13 protein-coding genes and 3 pseudogenes are annotated in these 17,758 nt (G+C 68.3%); 11 read left to right on the top strand and 5 right to left on the bottom strand.

The window, feature by feature from the left end:
• Positions 1–692: 692 nt before the first annotated feature.
• Positions 693–2,288 (bottom strand): trypsin-like serine protease, encoded by a 1,596-nt coding sequence (locus tag ACZ49J_RS28380; RefSeq protein ID WP_467452779.1) that lies wholly within the window; start codon positions 2,286–2,288, stop codon positions 693–695.
• Between the two features lie 489 nt (positions 2,289–2,777).
• Here ACZ49J_RS28380 and cseB point away from each other — a divergent pair.
• Positions 2,778–3,537: pseudogene (gene cseB / locus ACZ49J_RS28385) on the top strand (two-component system response regulator CseB).
• Position 3,538: 1 nt separating this feature from the next.
• Positions 3,539–4,794, top strand: a pseudogene (locus ACZ49J_RS28390) (ATP-binding protein).
• Between the two features lie 139 nt (positions 4,795–4,933).
• Here the strand turns inward: ACZ49J_RS28390 and ACZ49J_RS28395 are convergent.
• Positions 4,934–5,956, bottom strand: coding sequence for an aldo/keto reductase (locus tag ACZ49J_RS28395; RefSeq protein WP_467452781.1), 1,023 nt, complete (start codon positions 5,954–5,956; stop codon positions 4,934–4,936).
• 116 nt (positions 5,957–6,072) lie between these two features.
• Between ACZ49J_RS28395 and ACZ49J_RS28400 the strand changes: the two genes are divergently transcribed.
• From ACZ49J_RS28400 to ACZ49J_RS28420, 5 genes and pseudogenes are all read left to right on the top strand, one after another.
• On the top strand, positions 6,073–6,702 hold the full coding sequence (locus ACZ49J_RS28400; protein ID WP_467452782.1) for a TetR/AcrR family transcriptional regulator: 630 nt from the start codon (positions 6,073–6,075) through the stop codon (positions 6,700–6,702).
• Between the two features lie 589 nt (positions 6,703–7,291).
• Positions 7,292–7,840, top strand: a complete 549-nt coding sequence (gene aroQ, locus ACZ49J_RS28405) for a gamma subclass chorismate mutase AroQ (protein WP_467452783.1) — start codon at positions 7,292–7,294, stop codon at positions 7,838–7,840.
• Positions 7,841–7,873: 33 nt separating this feature from the next.
• Positions 7,874–8,956: a monodechloroaminopyrrolnitrin synthase PrnB family protein gene (locus ACZ49J_RS28410; RefSeq protein ID WP_467452784.1), complete on the top strand. Its 1,083-nt coding sequence runs from the start codon at positions 7,874–7,876 to the stop codon at positions 8,954–8,956.
• A 42-nt stretch (positions 8,957–8,998) separates the two neighbouring features.
• Positions 8,999–9,463 (top strand): annotated as a pseudogene (locus tag ACZ49J_RS28415) (aminotransferase class III-fold pyridoxal phosphate-dependent enzyme); the annotation flags it as partial.
• A 133-nt stretch (positions 9,464–9,596) separates the two neighbouring features.
• Positions 9,597–10,316, top strand: coding sequence for a cation:proton antiporter (locus tag ACZ49J_RS28420; RefSeq protein WP_467452786.1), 720 nt, complete (start codon positions 9,597–9,599; stop codon positions 10,314–10,316).
• Between the two features lie 188 nt (positions 10,317–10,504).
• On the opposite strand, the gene ACZ49J_RS28425 is transcribed toward ACZ49J_RS28420, so the two are convergent.
• The 3 genes from ACZ49J_RS28425 to ACZ49J_RS28435 are packed head-to-tail and all read right to left on the bottom strand — an operon-like array spanning position 10,505 to position 13,894.
• Positions 10,505–11,212, bottom strand: coding sequence for an ABC transporter ATP-binding protein (locus ACZ49J_RS28425; protein WP_467452787.1), 708 nt, complete (start codon positions 11,210–11,212; stop codon positions 10,505–10,507).
• Between the two features lie 6 nt (positions 11,213–11,218).
• A complete protein-coding gene (locus ACZ49J_RS28430; RefSeq protein ID WP_467452789.1) occupies positions 11,219–12,589 on the bottom strand; it encodes an ABC transporter permease in 1,371 nt (456 codons plus the stop codon).
• Between the two features lie 33 nt (positions 12,590–12,622).
• Complete coding sequence (locus ACZ49J_RS28435) at positions 12,623–13,894, bottom strand: ABC transporter permease (protein ID WP_467452790.1); 1,272 nt, start codon at positions 13,892–13,894, stop codon at positions 12,623–12,625.
• A 134-nt stretch (positions 13,895–14,028) separates the two neighbouring features.
• On the opposite strand from ACZ49J_RS28435, the gene ACZ49J_RS28440 reads away from it, so the two are divergent.
• The 4 genes from ACZ49J_RS28440 (at position 14,029) to ACZ49J_RS28455 (ending at position 17,481) form a co-directional block, all read left to right on the top strand.
• Positions 14,029–14,691: a response regulator transcription factor gene (locus ACZ49J_RS28440; protein WP_467452791.1), complete on the top strand. Its 663-nt coding sequence runs from the start codon at positions 14,029–14,031 to the stop codon at positions 14,689–14,691.
• Entirely contained in the window at positions 14,682–15,875 is a 1,194-nt protein-coding gene (locus ACZ49J_RS28445) for an ATP-binding protein (protein WP_467452792.1), read from the top strand. The genes ACZ49J_RS28440 and ACZ49J_RS28445 overlap by 10 nt, the downstream gene beginning before the upstream one ends.
• Before the next feature lie 382 nt (positions 15,876–16,257).
• On the top strand, positions 16,258–16,677 hold the full coding sequence (locus ACZ49J_RS28450) for a hypothetical protein (RefSeq protein WP_467452793.1): 420 nt from the start codon (positions 16,258–16,260) through the stop codon (positions 16,675–16,677).
• A gap of 150 nt (positions 16,678–16,827) precedes the next feature.
• Positions 16,828–17,481 carry a SigE family RNA polymerase sigma factor gene (locus ACZ49J_RS28455; RefSeq protein WP_467452794.1) on the top strand — a complete coding sequence of 218 codons (654 nt, stop codon included), beginning with the start codon at positions 16,828–16,830 and terminating at the stop codon, positions 17,479–17,481.
• The last annotated feature ends 277 nt before the right edge of the window (positions 17,482–17,758 follow it).

A 17,758-nucleotide genomic window follows, 5' to 3' on the forward strand; every position in this document is an offset into this window, starting at 1 on the left:
AAACACTCGACTGGGAAACCCCAGCCGAGCGCCTGCATAAACTGCTCGCGGCCTGATCAACCAACCACGTGTTGCAACGACCCCTGGAATCCGCCCTGCCCCGACGGGGCTTCCTGCGTTCCTCACATGACTCTGTCGGGGATCTCGGATTCGGGCTCAACTGCCGAAGATCCGCCAGGGCTTCGACCAGGGGCCTCGTTCTGGTCCGGGAAGGGCAGACAGATCACTCGGATACGCATGACGGTCGGCCATGCCCTGGACGTACCGCCGGTCGGGGGCGTGCGCCCAGGCGTGCGGTCTGCCGGACTGAAGCACGGAACAGATGCGAGCGTCCTGGAATGAGACAGGCGCAGGCCGCCTTCTGCCCCGTCTGTCACATCACGCGCCTCTGCCAGCAACTCCAACCCGGCTGACCCACCAGCACCAGATCATCAGTGGACGCAGTACCGGAGATAGCGCCGCACTACAGATGAAAACGACCTCTCAGACGTGCTTCGACGCGCCTCTGCCGAGAGCCGGGCGAGCCGAAGCATGTATGTGGTCCACTGCGCAACCGGCCACCCACAGCGCCGCGAGCCGCCGTCCGACCGACGTCGCCCCGGCAGGACGCCGCCGAACGGTTCACGGCGGCGTACGCAGCCAGGCCGGTTGCTCTCTGCGGCGTCGGTGATGATCACGCACACCGAAGCTCGCTACCGCTCGCGACCGCCAGAAGGGCTGCCGTGGTGATCAGGTCGGGACGGCGCACCGGTGAGGGTGCACCCCCGCCGGGACAGGTCCAGTTCCGATCCCGCCGTCAGGCAGGCCCCGAGCATGTGAACCTGCTGGCCGTAACCACGGCCCTGCACGGAGGTCACGGCTCCGTCCTGGTTCACCTCACAGGGATTGTTGTTGGTGCACTGCTCACCGGCCTCGTTATGGGTGTTGTGGATGCCCACGATCGTGGTGGCATCGGGTGCCAGCAGCGCCGAACCGGAAGTGCCGTGCCAGGGGACGCAGTCCCGGTCGGCGGCGTAGCGGATCGAGTCGTCCTGCTGGTAGCCGCCCTCCCGCAGGTGCGCGACCACGGCCTCGGCAGTGCAGGCAAGCCGGCCACTGCTGTAGGCCAAGGTCAGCGGATCGCCCGCGCGCACGGGGGTGGAAGTGAGCCGGAAGACCTTCGCATGCTCAGCCTTCAGCTGCGCGTAAGTCTTGTCCAGGCGGTAGAGCGCGATGTCGGTGCCGGTCATCGTCGCGTACACCAACCGATCCGCATGAGCGATCGACCGGGGATAGCCCTGAGGGTCGGCGATCGGCACCTCACGGTCGGCCGGCTGGTCCACCAGCGCGGTGCCGGGCGCGGGCAGCTGTCCCTGTACACAGTGACCGTTTGTCAGCAACAACGCCCGGTCCCGCGGTCGGGAGGCCGGAGTGCTGATCACTGAACCCACGCAGTTGCCCAGATCCGTGGCCCCTTCCACGTTCGGGATCCGGTCATCGGGGGGCACGTCGGTGCCGGTGATGATGCCGTTGATCCAACCGGTGTACCGGGTGACATCGGTGTACAGCGTCTTGCCGCTTTCGTCGGGGCCGCTGACCACACCGGCCACGGCCCACCGGTCACCCTGGCGAACCAGCGCCGGCCCACCGGAGTCCATGTTCGACGCGGCGACGCGGCCGTCGGCGTCACCCACGCACAACTCACCGCTCGGCGCGGCCGACGGACACGCCGAGATCGGCTGCACCACGGTGTCAGCCTCCCGCAACCGGGTAGGGAAACACGCTGCGTTGTCGCCGTCGTCGCAGGTCATGCCCCACCCCATGATGCGAACGGGCGTGCTGTCCGGCGGTGTGGCCGACGCGATCTGCACCGGCTTCGCCCGAACTGGGGTCCGTAAGTGCATCAACGCCACGTCCCTGCCCCAGAAACCTCCCTCGTCGCGGCTGGTCGCCAGCCGGTAATAACGGTCGACTTCGGCGACCTCGCCTCCGGACGTGGTGTCCAGGGACCCAACCCGGACCTTCCAGCCCCGTGGGACACCCACCTTCGCGTTCGTCGGGTTCTTGCCGGCACAGTGACTGGCGGTCAGAACCCATTGCGGGGCGAGGACCATCACCCCGCAACCATGCCCGTCCGGACGCGGCGGCGCCGGATAGGAAGGCTGGAACGAACCCATGAACGAGTAGGCCCGGGTCGACTCGCTTCCCCCCACGATGGCCTGTGCCGACGGGGCAGCCATCAAGGCCGCGGTCAGCGCGACGCCCGTCGTCAGGGCGGCAGCCACCCTCAGACTCATGCACTTGCGCACGCGAGAATCTCCTCTCATCCGCCGCCGGTTCCCGCTCCGGCGGGCTCGCGTGGAGCGACAGCACCCGGCCGCGCCCTCCGGCCTCGATCTTGGACGCAGCAGTCTTCCGGCCGGACTCGTCCGCGTATCAGGCAGGCCTCGACAACCCCTCGGCTGTGTATCAGTCCTGGCGCACGGTCCGCGCGATGCCCGCGCCCCGGTGCAGACACAGGAGTGCTTCATCGGGTGCCCTACTTGATACCGGGCTGTTCAAAAGGGGCGCGGACCAAGGAGGACGCCGCGAAGCGGTCCACCGCACCCACGACAACCGGCAGGCCAGAACGCCGACTTCGGGGGCTATGTTGCAGTGGCGCACGAGACCAGCGGCCACGCCTTCTCGTGACGCCTCAGCAGCCGTCCAGGGCTGTCCGGGCCGGGTGCCCCGTGGCCGTCGGCAGTTCCTGAAGGCACGACGAGACCTTCAGCCCTTCGCATGGATGGGTGACAATGATGCGTTCAGCCGCCGCAGCAGGGCTTCCGGTGCCCGTCGCGGTCCTCCTGGTTGAGGACGACGAGGTGATCCGCAGGTCGCTCGCCATGGCGCTGGAGCTACGGCTACCAGGTCACCACGGCCGGGGACGGGCTCACAGGTCTGGAGCTGTTCCGGGGCGCTGGGCATGACCTGCTGCTGGACGTGATGCTGCCCGACCTGGACGGTATCGGGCTGTGTCGGCGGATCCGGGAAACCAGCACGGCCCCGGTCCTGATGATGTCCGCCCGGGGCGACGCACTGGACGTGGTGTCCGGCCTGGAGGCGGGCGCCGACGACTACGTCGTCAAGCCGGTGGATACCTCCGTGCTGGTGGCCCGGATCCGCTCGCTGCTGCGACGGGCCACGTTCGCCCCGGCCGCGCTGCCCGGGGACCCGGCCGCATCCACCACCGAGTCCGCGGCGGCGCCCCGCCCCGACGCGCGCCGGCAGCCTGCGCGGCTGCGCTTCGGGGACCTGGCCATCGACCCGGCGGGACTTGAGGTCTTCCGGGCGGCCGAACCGGTGGCGCTGACCCCGACCGAGCTGCGGCTGCTGCTGGAGTTCGCCGCCCATCCCGGCATCGTGCTGGACCGCCAGACGCTGCTGCGCAACGTGTGGGACTACGGCTGGGACGGGGACAGTCGGGTGGTCGACCTGTGCGTACTGCGGCTGCGCAAGAAGATCGGACCCGAGCGGATCGAGACCGTCCGCGGGTTCGGCTACAAGCTGCGGCCCTGACATGGATATCGTGCGCGATCTGGTCAACTGGCGCTCCCTGCGCTGGAAGATCGCCCTGCTCGTCACGGTGACCTGCGCTGTGCCGTCGCGCTGACGGTGGGAGTACTGGTCCACCGCAGCACCCTGGAGCGGTCGATGAACGACGGCGGGGCCAGAGCGATGACACAGCTCTCCCAGGCGCTGCAGGGCTACGAAAGGGACGGCGTCCCGCAGGAAGGGCTGATCACGCAGCCTGAGGCCATACCCGAACAGCTCCTGGACCGCCTGGAGAACCAGCGGGTCCTCGGCCACGAAGCGGCGACCTGGTACGACGGGGACAGCCCCGGCGACCATCCAGCGATGTGGGCGGCCATGACCTACCGCGGCGGCCCGGTGGCGATGGAAGCCGACATGACCGCCGACCTGCTCACCCGCCGCGCCCTGGACCGGCACATGTGGAAGTACTCCCTGGTCGCGCTGGCCGTGGTGGTGCCGCTGTCGGCTCTGGCCGCTGAGCTGCCCAACCGCCGGCTGCGGCGGGTGGCCCGCACCGCGCGACAGGTGGCGGCCGGTGATCTGTCCTCCAGGACCGCGACCCGGCCGGGTGGGGACGAGATCGCCGCGATCTCGGCCACCGTGGACTCCATGGTCGACAGCCTGAGTGAGCGGCTGCTGGCCGAGCAGCGTTTCACCGCCGACGTCGCCCATGAACTGCGTACCCCGCTGATGGGCCTGGTCACCGCGAGTGGACTCCTGCCACCGGGGGAGGTCACCGAACTGGTTCAGGACCGGGTGGCGGTGTTGCGGGCCCTGGTAGAGGACCTGCTGGAGATCTCCCGGCTCGACGCGGGGGCCGAGCGAGCCGAGCTGCGGCCGGTGCCCTGGGCCGAAGTGGTCACCGAGGTGGTGGCCCGTACCGGCTTGGAGGTGCGGCTGTCCAGAGCCGCCGTCCAGCCGGTGGTGACCGATCCACGACGGTTGGACCGGATCGTGTCCAACCTGGTCGTCAACGCCCACCGGCACGGCCGTCCGCCTGTCGAGGTCACGGTGGCCGGGGCCGGTGTGACCGTGCGGGACCACGGTCCGGGCTTCCCTCACGAACTGCTGGCGGACGGGCCCCAGCGGTTCCGCACAGGGACGAGCGAGCGTGGCACAGGCCACGGCCTGGGACTGACCATCGCCCTCGGCCAGGCCCAGGTCATCGGGGCAGAGCTGTCCTTCGCCAACGCCTTGGAGGGGGGAGCCGTCGCCACCCTGCGGTTGCCGACTGCCGACTGAGCGACCATGGCGCACGACGGTGGTGCGAAACAACCGCGTTGATACACAACGGCTGGCGGGCCAAGCGATCGCGGAAGGCGGGGACGGAGCGGTCGAAGCCGTCGGTGTACCGCGAGGTCACCGGCAGCAACGCGGAGCGTCAGGCAGCCGCGCGCTCGCAGAGAGGGCGGCGACGCAGGCTCGCGGTTTCCAGGGCGGGAGGCAGGTAGGTCTGGTCGAGCGTGCCGATGTCGGTGCCCGGTGGGACGATCTTGTCGATCCGGTCCAGGAGGTCGTCGCCGAGGACGACGTCAAGGCCGGCGAGGAGGTCATCGAGGTGATCCATCGTGCGCGGCCCGATGATGGCGCTGGTGACGCCGGGGTGGGCGATGGTGAACGCCGTGGCCAGGTGGGTCAGCGGCATACCCGCTTCCCTGGCGAGGGGGATGAGTTGTTCGACGACGTCAATGCGGCGCTCGTCGTTGAGGTGCTTGACGAAGCCCGCGCGGATCAGGGTGTTCTCCTGGTCCTTGCGCACGCGGCCGGTAAGCAGCCCCTGAGCGAGCGGGCCCCACACCAGGGTGCCCATGCCGTACCGCTGGGCGACGGGCAGGACCTCGCGCTCGATACCGCGGTTGAGGATGGAGTAGGGCGGTTGCTCGGCGCGGAAGCGCTCCAGGTTCCGGCGTTCCGCGACCCACTGTGCCTCGACGATGTCGGAGGCCGGGGTGGTGGAGGAGCCGATGGCGCGGACCTTTCCGCTGCGGATCAGGTCGGTGAGCGCGGAAAGGGTTTCCTCGACGTCAGTCGTGGGGTCGACGCGATGGATCTGGTAGAGGTCGATGTGGTCGGTCTGCAGGCGACGCAGCGAGTTCTCCACCGCGGTCACTATCCAGCGCCGGGAGGCGCCCTGCTGGTTGGGGTCCTCGCCCATCGGGCGGCTCACCTTGGTGGCCAGCACGACACTGTCGCGGCGCCCCTTGAGCGCCTTGCCGACGACCTCCTCCGCGTCGCCGTAGGCGTCGGCGGTGTCGACGAGGTTGATGCCGGCGTCCAGTGCCTTGTGGATGACGCGGATCGAGTCGTCGTGGCCCGCTTTGTTGACGACCGAGGCGAACATCAGCGTGCCGAGGGCGTACGGGCTGACCTTGATGCCGGTGCGGCCCAGCGTGCGGTACTGCATGGGGTCCCTCCCTGGATTGTGGAAGAGCACCGGTGGGATGCCCTACCCTGCAGCTAAGCGGAAAGCTTTTCCGGAACTATACGGAAAGGCTTTCCGGTTACGCAACTGGAGGGATCATGACCGAGAAGGCAGCGCCGCCCGCGGCGCCCCGCCGCACGCGCGCGGACGCACAGCGCAATGTCGAGGCCCTGCTCAAGGCCGCGAGGACCGTCTTCGACACGTCCGGCGTCAACGCACCCGCCAAGGAGATCACCGACCTGGCCGGCGTCGGCGTCGGGACGCTCTACCGGCACTTCCCGCTGCGCTCGGACCTGGTCAAGGCGGTGGTGGAGAGCGGGATCGACGCGTGCGCCGCGGCGGGACCGCGACTCAGCGCCACCCACGAGCCGGGAGAGGCGCTCGCCGAATGGCTGCGCCAGTACACCGAGCTCCTGGGGACCAAGCGAGGACTGGCCCCCGCCCTGCATTCGGGCGATCCGGCCTACGAGGCCCTGCCCGGCTACTTCCTGGAGAAGGTCGGCCCCGCCCTCACGGAACTGCTGGATGCCGCGGCAGCCGCCGGAGCAGTCCGCGACGACGTCAGCGCCGATGACCTGCTGTACGCCATCGCCAACCTGTGCATGCCCGTACCCGGCCAAGGACCCGAGTACAACCAACGCATGGTCGCTCTGCTCATCGATGGGCTGCGCACCCCGCGCCAGAACGTTTCGTCTGGCTCACCGTCAACAGACGCAGATGCCCGCTGAGGAGACGGCATCGCCCGGCAGCCCCTTGCTCGCTGGATGCGGGGTGATGTTGGAAGCGTCAGCAACACGTAGGCATCCCCATGAACTTCGCGACTGACCCGTCCGCCGCAAGCAACGTTCGATGCCAGCCCTTCGACAGCGTGACCAGCGGCTGATGCCGCTGATCGCACCGCGTTCGGCACCGCCCTTCCGGCCGGCGGACCATGTTCCTTTCGACAGCCAGTCCGCGGCCGAGCCCGGTGCCCACAGTTCCTGAAGCCCTTGCACAGGTACCCATTTACTTGACGGTTCCTTGACGATTCCCGAGCGCAAGCCCCATACGCTTCCGACTGACCGGTGAGCTCCTATAGCCTGACCCCAACCTCGCCTTGAAACACCGAATTCACTGATACTTGCCCCGTCACACCACTCTCCGCGCTGTCGCAGCATCGGGTGTATCGCTGTAGCGCTTTGGTCACGGGGTGAAGTAGCAGCCTCGCATGGCAATCCTGCAACCATCGCCATCGAATACCGTACGGAAAAGGAAGTCCGAGTGTCGACGAAAGCCTCTTCCTCCCCATCTCTGCGTGCCGGTCTCACAGTCCTGGTCATGACCGGGCTGCTGTCAGTCAGCACGACATCAGCAACAGCAGCCCCTTCGCGCGTATTACCGCGGGGAGGGCTTACCTCGTTGGTCGATCTCGCTGCCGAGCGAATCCTGCTCGCTGACAAGGTGGCCGCCGCCAAGTTCGGCACGACCGTGCCGATTGAAGATCCGGTACGGGAACAGCAGGTATTGGACCAGGCCGCCGAACTCGCCGCCGACGCCGGGATCGACCCGGAAGAGACCGTGGACTTCTTCCGGGTGCAGATCGAGATGAGCAAGTTCGTGCAGCAGGGACTCCACGACCTCTGGACGGAGCACCCGGAATTGGCGCCGACCGAGCGTCCCGATCTGAGCACCGAGGTGCGCCCAGCCCTGGATCGGATCACTGTCGAGTTCATCGACCAGCTGGCCGGCACGGAGAAACTGCGCAGTTCCACTCTGCGCTGCAAGGCCTCGCTGATCCTCGCCAGAGAGGAGGTCAACCGCCGATACGGGCTCGACCGGTTGCACGGCCGCGCCTTGCGGGGAGCGATCGAGCCGGTATGCGTGTGATCCACCAATGGTCGCCTCACCGCATCAAGCGACGTGAGCAACGAGATGAGTAACGAGTACTCACCAACACGCATCGCCTCACTGGATCCGCTGAACGCCGATCACGCACTGCGCGCGTTACCGTCGATGAACGCCCGAGCGGATGTCAGAGCGATCGTACGAACGCTGTCTGATCTCATTCCGTCCGGTGAACGACTGTCTGATCTGCCGGTCGACGAGGCTTCGGCCATGATGCGCGACATCGGACTGTTTCTGGGATCCCTGAAGCGCCACGGCACTGAACCGGTTGAGGTTCTGCCGGAGCTCGAACCGGTTCTGCTGATGTTGGGCCGACGCACGGACATGATCCCGCGCGACACAGTGTTCCACTACACCGAGTGGAATCCTGAAGGCATACGACTCCGCACCTACACCGGTGAGAGTCAGGAGAACTTTCTGCGTGACGCGACACGGATGACGTTGTCACACCTCGCCGACGCAGTGGTCCTCTGCCGGCACTTGTCCGATGCCGAACCCCACAGTGCGGAAACGCCGGGGTTGCTGAACGCTCTCGCCATGGCGCTCGATTCGTTCGACACATCGATCGGACGGGTCATGAGCAAAGTAGCTCCTCAATTCTTCGCAGAAGTTCTGCGGCCCTACTTCCAGGAAATCAGGGTCGGCGAACAGAAATACCTTGGTCCCGCTGCCTCGCACGTCCCGCTGTTCCTGATCGACCTCGCGCTATGGGCATCCGACCACAGCGTGGACGACCATGCCGAGTTCCGGCATGATTCCACTCTCTACACACTCCCCCAGTGGCGAGCGTTGGCACTCGAATGGGAAAATGCTCCCTCTTTCTTGAGCAGGCTCAGCGCAGCGCCCACAGTCAGCCGCCCCGGCATGTCCGATCGGTTCTCAGAATCGATCGATGCATTCGGAACGGTGATGCGCACTCTCATTCGCTTCCGCGGCAAACACCTGTCCTTCGCCCGTATGACCTACAGCGCTGACACCTGCGCTTACGAGGCGGGAAGCGGCGGCGGCACCATCGATCTCCTTCAGCAGATCCTTGGCCTCACGCGACGAAGCCAAAGTCTCGTCGACGTGAGGTTGAGCCCGGCGAAGGGCGACTGAAGAAGACCGATTCAGGCACCTCCATGAGGGGATTGGCAGCTCATGCGGAATACCACAGAACAGGCCGCTGCCGGCGCCGACGCGACTTATTCCCGCGGATGGGCACTGAAAGAGGCAGCGTTGCGATTCATTCCTGGCGGGGTGAACACGTTTGGGCGGTCGATCGGCAGGCCGTATGCCTTCACCAAGGCCGACGGCGCCTATGTGTTCGATGCGGACGGACAACGTTATCTTGATTACCACGCGGGATTCGGCGCTGTGCTGCTGGGGCACAACCACCCGGCCGTGAACCAGGCGGTCGTCTGCGCGATCAGTGGCGTGGACCAAGTCGGGCTCGGTGTGACCGAACTCGAAGTGGAGATGGCCTGCCTTGTCGTCGAAGCCATACCGTCCGCCGAGCAGACCGTGTCCGTGATGAGCGGTAGCGAGGCCATTTCCCATGCGATCCGACTGGCCCGGGCCGCCACTGGCCGACCGCTGCTGGTGAAGTTCCAGGGCACTTTCCACGGTTGGTACGACGCAGTGGCACGCAACTTGGTATCGCGGCCCGACCTGGCTTTCGGCCGTGATCCGCTGTCGGCCGGCATCCTCGACGCCGCCCTCGATGCGACTGTGATCGCGGACTTCAACAACCGTGGTGGTGGCCCTCGCCACCTCGGGCTCCGCACTGGACGCGGTGGCCACGGCTGGGCTGGCCGTGGCCTTCGCCGTCGTCATGCTCTACGCCGTGCGGCCCCTGCTCGCCAGATGGGCGGAGCGGGCCCGGAAGACCGGCGACGGGGCGTCCTTGGTCCTCGTGTTCAGCGGGCTCAGCCTGTCCGCCCTGGCCACCGACGCGATCGGGGTGCACGCGCTGTTCGGTGCCTTGCTGTTCGGCGTCGTCTCCCCGCGGCGCGCCCGGTGCGTCGAGCTGGCGGCCGCCCGGCTGCGCGGCGTCGCCGTGCCTCTGCTGCTGCCGCTGTACTTCGTCCACACGGGACTGCGCACGGACATCGAGATGCTGGCCGCCGACCCGGCGCAGTGGTTGTGGGCGGGGGCGGTCCTCGCCGTCGCGACGCTCGGCAAGTGGGGCGGTGTGACCGGCGCGGCCCGGACGTTGGGCCGGCCCTGGCGAGAGGCCCTGTCCATCGGCGCGCTGCTGAACTGCCGAGGACTGACGGAGCTGGTCGTCCTCAACGAAGGGCTGGAACTCGGGGTCATCGGGCCGGAGTTGTTCACCCAGCTGGTCCTGATGGCGCTGATCACCACGGCCCTCACGGCACCGGCCCTCCAGTGGCTCAGGTATGGGCCTGGCGGAGACCCGGCCACGTCCTCATCGCGGGGTCGGCCGTCGGTGCCGGACACAAGCCACGTCCGTTGACGGGCCGGGGGCCGAGCGCGTGCACGCAGGTGGAGACGAACACGCATCTCCTTCAGCCTCCCTTGTGGTTCGAACGGCTCGGCAAGGGTGGCCGGTGCCATCTCGGCGAACAGGACCGCGCTGTAAGGACCCGGTGAACACAACCTGGGCGAGGAGCGGAGCGGGCGTGGCCGCCGCGGCGTGTGTCCTCATCGCTGGTTCACCTGCTCGGTCAGCTTCCCCTTGCGGAGGGTGAGTACCCGGTCGGACTGGGTGGCCAGTTGCTGGGAGTGGGTGACGACGATCACGCACTTGTTCTGTTCGTGGGCGAGGTCGCGGAAGGTGTCGATGATGCCCTGGGAGGTGTCCTCGTCGAGGTTTCCGGTGGGTTCGTCGGCGAAGAGGATGTCGACGTCGCAGGCCAGTGCGCGGGCGATGGCGACGCGCTGCTGCTGGCCGCCGGACAGCTTCATGACGTTGCGGGTGGCTATCGACTTGTCGAGGCCGACGTGGTCCAGCAGCTGAAGGGCGCGGGCCTTGCGGCTGCCCTGGGCGGGCTTGGCGCCGGTGATCTCCATGGCGCAGATGACGTTCTGCAGGGCGGTCATGTAGGTGAGGAGGTTGTACTGCTGGAAGATCGTGGCGGCGTGCTTGTTGCGATAGCGACCCAGGCCCAGTTCCTGGAGGTCCCGGTCTTCGAAGGTGACGGTCCCGCTTGTAGGGGTGTCGAGGCCGCTGGCGAGGCTGAGCAAAGTGGTCTTGCCGCTGCCGGAGGGGCCCAGGATCGTGTAGAACGTGCCGCGTTCGAAGGAGTAGTCGATGTCCCGAAGGATCGTGGTCCTGCGACGCTGATCCGAGTAGGCGTGGCTGATCCGGTTGAGGCGGAGGACGGACGGGCTCGCGGTGGCATTGGTCATGGCGGGTCACTTGCCGTTCGTGAGGATGGAGCGGGGGCTGAGGCGGAGCACGGAGGCTGCCGGGATCGCGGTGGCGAGCAGGCCGATCCCGAGTCCGACGCCACCGACGGTGGCGAGGTCCGCGGGCTTGAGCACCACGGTGATCTTGTCGATGGGGTCGGCGTTCTCGACCGGCTGGTCGTTGGGGTCGATGCCCTCGCCGAGACCGGTGCTGCCGGGAGCGGGCGGCTGCCAGGAGTCGATCTCCCGCTGGGCCGAGGTGGCTTCTCTGCCGAGCAGCGACTGACCGGCGCTCTGCGTCAGCCGCGGAGCGAACAGTGAGGCGAGCACGATGGACAGAGCGGCCACGGCGGTGATCTCCAAGGCCTGCTGGGTGATGAGCTTCCACTTCTTCTCACCCAGGGACAACAGCACGCCGTACTCCGTGCGGCGCTGCCTGACGGCGAGGTTGACCAGGAGTGCGAGGACGGCGGCGCCCGCGAGGCCGATCAGCCACATGGCGAGGGTGGCGGTGGAGCTGATGCTCTTGAGCGGTCCCGTCATCTGCTGCACGGCCTTGTCGTTGACGTCGAGCTTGAGGCCCTCCAGCGCGGAGCCGGCAATCGCTTCAGCCTCCTCCCTGAACGCCTCCTGGTCACCGGGGTCCGTCAGGAGGAAGGTGGCCCGGGTGATCTGGGCCCCGCTACCGGGGGCGCTGAGGGTGGCGAAGCCACCGACCGTGCCGTAGATCATGTTGGCCGGGTTGACGTAGTGCTCAGGTTCCAGCTCGGTGCCAGGGCGCGGGTCGCGGAAGATGCCGGCCACGGTGAAGTCCCCCGTCGTCTTCTCGTCGTTTCCCGTCAGGGTCACCCTGTCGCCCGTCTTGAGGCTGTTCTTCTCGGCCAGGCGCTCCTCGATCAGGATCCGCTTCCTGTCCTTGTCGGCGGCAGTCAGGTGCTTTCCGGAGAGAAGCCTGAACTTGCCGCTGCGGAAGTCGGCAAGCAGCGAGGAGTCAAGGAGGCCGATACCCGCGGTGCCGCCGGGCCCCATGGAGCCCTCCACGCCGTCGGTGACGAGTCCGGCGTCTCCCTTGAGGAGCACCCGGTCCCACATGGAGTAGGTGTACTTCTGGACCTGGGGGAGCTCGCCGATCCTTTCGACCACTGCGGAGTCGATCGTCGGTGCCTGACCGAGGCTTCCCTGAGCCTTCGGATCCATGCCGAGACCGACCTCCGCGCCTACCGACCGCTTGGCGTCCAGCTCGGCCCGGGCGGTCGCCGCGTTGATCAGTACGCCGGCCAGCACCATGAGGGAGACGACCAGGAACGTGGCGAAGGTGATCAGCGTCCGGCCCCTACGGGCCCACAGGCTGAGACCTGCACGTTTGACGAAATTCATGAAGTGGACTTTCTGGTTCGTGCCGGCAGGGGGCTATGCGCTGTCGGCGAGGATGGAGCGGGGGTGCAGGCGGAGAATTCCGATTCCCGGGATGACCGTGGAGGCCAGGCAGATGCCGAGGCCGAGGCCGGCGACTTTCCCTATGTCGGTGGGCTCGACGCGCACGGTGGGAGGGGCAACCTCCGCATCGGGCACGCCCGCCGCCACGGTGTTCTCCCGCGAGCGGTCGAGCAGGGCATCGCCCAAGGACGGACCGGCGATATGCCCCGCCAGCGCAGCGGCGGCGACTGCGGGCAGGCACACCACCGCGGCCTCCACAACGTGCTGAAGGACGAGCTTCCACTTCTTCTCGCCCATCGACAGCAGTACTCCGAGCTCGTGGCGCCGCTCCCGGATCTGCAGCATCACGATCAGGCCGAGGGTCAGTGCGCCGGCCACGGCGATGACCCAGACGATCAGGCCGGCGAAGGCGCCGACCCGCTGAATGGGGCGGACCTGGTCCCGGTACGGCTTGTCGTTCACGCGGAAGTCGAAGTCTCCGGTACCGAGCAGCCTCTTCGCCTCAGCGTGCAGACGCTCGGCCTGCTCGGGTGAACCGATCTTGAAGACCACTTCGTCGAGATCGGCGGCACCGCTGCCGAGCCTCTCCACGATGGGCACCGGCACGTAGAGGGTGTTGCCGGGCAGTTCGTTCGAGGGTGTCCACTGCGACGGGTCCTGCCTGGGGTCCTGGAACACGCCGAGTACCTCCACCGAGACGTTGGCCTTGCCATCGGCGGACCGCACCTGGACCACGTCGCCGACCCTGAGACCGTTCTTCGCGGCCAGGCGCTCCTCGATCACCGCGACACGGCGGACGGCGTCCTGCGGGACGATCCCACGCCCGGAGGTGATCTTCGTTGATCCGTACGAGAAGGGCAGCAGCATGCCCAGGTCCCGCACGCCTCGCACCGCCAGCGGCCCCCCTTCCTTCTCGCTGCCCCGGTCTGCGCGCGGCTTCGGCACCGGGGAGACGAGCGGGTCGAAACCGTGCGCGCTGGCGGTCAGCGGGAACAGCGGGTTGTACCGCGTCACCGGCGGCGTGGAGCCGAGCCGGTCCGCCAGGGCCGGAGTCAGCCGCTTGCCTTCGATCGTCACGTCGACGCCGATCGTGCGCTGCGCTTCGGCCTCCTCGCGCGCGGCGGCCGCCTCCAGCAGGAACCCACCGAGGAGCAGGGAGCAGATCACGACGAAGATGCCGAGCAGGGCGGCGGTGCGGGATTTCCTGACGCGCAGGCTCATGCCGGCCCGCTTGACGAAGTTCATGCGGCCAGTGGAGCAGGTGGTCCTTTGCAGGACGATAAACGCGTTACAGCGGCATAAGGGCGGTCCACAGCTGCACCGGCTCCGACGACGGCGTCCTTACACGACCGCAAACGCTGCCTTGGTTTCATGGGGCCATGAGAGTTCTGGTAGCCGAGGACCATGGCGTGCTCGCCCGCACCATCGCTGTCGGCCTGCGCCGCGAGGCGATGGCGGTCGACGTCACCCACACCGGCGACGCCGCCGAGCGGATGTGTCTCGTGACGGCGTACGACGTCCTGATCCTCGACCGCGACCTGCCGGTCATGAGCGGGGACGAGGTGTGCAGGCGCCTGCGGGAACTCGACGATCCCCCGCGGATCCTCATGCTCACCGCGGCGGGCGACATCACTGACCGCGTCTACGGCCTGACCACTCTCGGCGCCGACGACTACCTGCCCAAGCCCTTCGACTTCAGCGAACTGGTAGCCCGCGTACGGGCCCTGAGCCGCCGGACCCCGACGCCGCCGCCGTCCGTCCTGCGGCATGGCGGCATCATCATGGCTCCGTCCCGGCGCGAGGTGTCCATCGACGGCCGCCCGCTGGCCCTGACGCCCAAAGAGTTCGCGGTCCTCCAACTGCTGGTCGAGGCGCAGGGAGCGCCCGTCGCGCACGACGAGATCGTTCGCACCCTGTGGGACGAGCATCTCACCCCGCAGACCAGCGCGGTCCGTGCCACCGTCAGCCGGCTGCGCGGCAAGCTCGGCGACCCCGGCGTCATCACCGCCGACACGGGACAGGGATACCGGCTGTGCGACTGAATGCCCGCGCGCTCATCGCCCGGCTGCCCTTCCGCGCCCGTCTCGCCGCGGCCATCTTCGCCCTGTTCCTGCTCACCGGCGTGGCCCTGCTCGCCTTCGTCGTCCTGCTGGCCCGCCACGGAACGGCCCAGCAGGTCCAAGGCCTCGCAGTCAGCTACACGGGCACGTCTGCCGGCGACGTCACCCCCCTTCCGCCCGCCCGCCCCGCCGAGCCCGGACCGACACCGCCCGCGGCGCAACCCGACACGGCCCGGGTCCAGAAGATCGACCAGACCATCCAGGCCGTGCAGGACACCGCCCTGCGCCAGATGGTCCTCTGGTCCGCCGTCGGCCTCATCGTCCTGGCCCTCCTCGCCGGACTGGCCGGCTGGTGGCTGGCCGGGAGGGCTCTGCGCCCGGTCGCCTCGATGACCGAGACCGCGCGCCGCATCAGCGAGCAGAACCTGCACCAGCGCCTGGCCCTCACCGGCCCCGACGACGAGCTGCACCGCCTCGCCGACACCTTCGACGCCGTGCTCGACCGGCTGGAGAAGTCGTTCGACAGTCAGCGCCGTTTCGTCGCCAACGCCTCCCACGAACTCAAGACGCCCCTCGCCGCGCAGCGGACCACCCTGCAAGTCGGTCTCGCGGACCCGCTCCCCGACCACCTCACCCAAGTCCGCGACGACCTGCTGTCCACCAACCGCGAAGCCGAGCAACTCATCGACGCGCTGCTGCTTCTGGCCCGCAGCGACCGCGGCCTGGCCGTGGCCGAGAGCGTCGACCTGGCCCTCACCACGCGGCTCGTCACCGCTCAACTCGCCCCACAGGCAGAACAGCGACAGGTGGGCATCCGCGTCGCGGCCGACACCCCCCTCACCGTCCGCGGTGACCCCGTCCTCCTGCGACACCTGCTCACCAACGTCATCCGCAACGCCGTGCAGTACAACCACCCAGGCGGCGACGTCGGCGTCCGCGTCGAAGGGCGCATCGTGACCGTGGCCAACACCGGCCCACACGTCCCCTCCGACCGGGTGTCGGACCTCTTCGAGCCCTTCCGTCGACTCGCCCCCGACCGGACGGCCGCTACCGGCCACGGGCTCGGCCTGTCCATCGCCGCCTCCATCGCGGCGTCACATCACGCGACCCTGACTGCCGAACCCCGTCCCACCGGCGGACTCACGATCCGCCTGGAATTTCCCTGAGTACGGTGTCGCGTTGCACGTCGTGCTCGGCGAGACGGGCGACGAGTGATGGTGGGCCGCACTCGCTCGGATTGGACCGCACGCCAATTGCGGCGCGTGTCTGCCCGGGCCGTCCGGGCGCGAACATGACCGCTCCCACGCCGGCTTCGATGGCTCGGCGGAAGGGATGAGGTCGGCTTCGCCGGTCTCCTCGGCCGCCCGGACCGGGGCTCAGTGACCCAGATCACTGAATGTCCCACGCATCAGTCTCACCCGACCCGCAACCCCGAAGGCCTTCGGACGTCTGTCGGAGTGGATGCGCCTCCAGCAGAGGGCCGCCGCATGGCATGCCATCCATGACGGACGGTCAGCCCAATCGAGACCGATGATTCGAGGACCCAGAATGTCAGTACGTCACGCCGCTGTCCGCAGCTCCCGTCCGGGCCGGGTTCGCGCCGCGCTCGGCGTCTCAGTCGTGGGCACCGCGCTGGCCCTCGGCGGAGCCTTCACGGCCCACGCCGACACCACCGCGCCGGGTACCACCGATGCCGAGAAGGCGCACTCCACCTCTCCCGTGACGTCCACCTCCACCGGGAAGCACGCCAAGCCCTACGTGTCCGGCTCGGAGACGCCCGCCCTCACCTCGGAGACGGACGTTCCGACGGACGCCAAGCCGGCCCAGCCCCACGTGCCCGGTTCGGAGACGGACGTCCCGCACGACGCCAAGCCCGCCCAGCCCCACACCCCCGGTTCGGAGACGGACGTCCCGCACGACGCCAAGCCCGCCCAGCCGGTGCAGCAGCCCGCGACTCCGGCCCACTGAGGCTCTCCAGCGTTTCGGCTCGCTGACCGGCTCCAGTCCGGTCGGCGGCACCACGTGAAGGCACGACGCTGCCCGGCTCAGGCCCGGCAGCACGGTCTGTCCACCCGGCGTCCGGGTGGACAGACCGGTACCGCGACGTCCAGGAGACACGTGAGAACAGCGACGATCCCCACCGCCGCACCGTCGGTCACCTGGTGGCAGAGCATACGCAGGCTGGTACAGCGTGGACTCGCTCCTCGTTCACTGACACGTCAGAACGACGGTGGGAGGAGGCAGTCCAACTCGCTGTCCCCCAGCACGGCCACAGCCGGGGATGAGCACGGATTCAGCGAGCTCTACCACCACCGTCGGCTGGCGCTGGTACGACTGGCACTGCTTCTGGTGGACGACCTTCCCACGGCGGAGGACGTGGTGCAGGACGCCTTCACCGCGCTCCTGCGCCGCCACGGCCGTCGGCTCGCGAACCTGGACGACCCCGAGGCGTACCTGCGAACCAGTGTGGTCAACGGGGCTCGCTCCGTTCTGCGTCGACGCCGTACGGCACGCGCCCACATCCCTGAGCGTGAACGCCAGCTCCCGTCCGCCGACCACAGCGTGCTCCTCGCCGAGACTCATCAGGAAGTGATCGACGCGTTGCGGCGTCTCACCCGTCGGCAACGCGAGGTGCTGGTGTTGCGCTACTGGTCGGACCTCACCGAAGCGCAGATCGCCGACACCCTCGGCGTCTCCCGCGGGACGGTCAAGTCGACCGCCAGCCGGGCTCTGGACGCCCTCGGCAGACAACTGGAGGAGATACCTCGATGACCGACCACCCCTCTCAGCCGCTCTCTCGTCCTTCCCGCCGCCGGCACCTTCCAGAGATCCGGCGATGAGCCGCAGCCAGATCGGCCACGAGGCGATCGAGGAGCGGCTGCGCGAGGCTCTCGCCGCCCGGGCCGACACCGTCGACTTGGGACACCTGCGACCTGCCCGCCTGCCCGTCAGGCCCAGGCGGTGGTCCCTTCCTGTGCGCCGGACCGCCATCGTGTTGCTGGGTCTGGCGGCGGCTGCCGCGTGCGCCTTGTTCGCTGTCACGAGCGGC

It is taken from the genome of Streptomyces sp. NPDC030840, assembly GCF_055572015.1.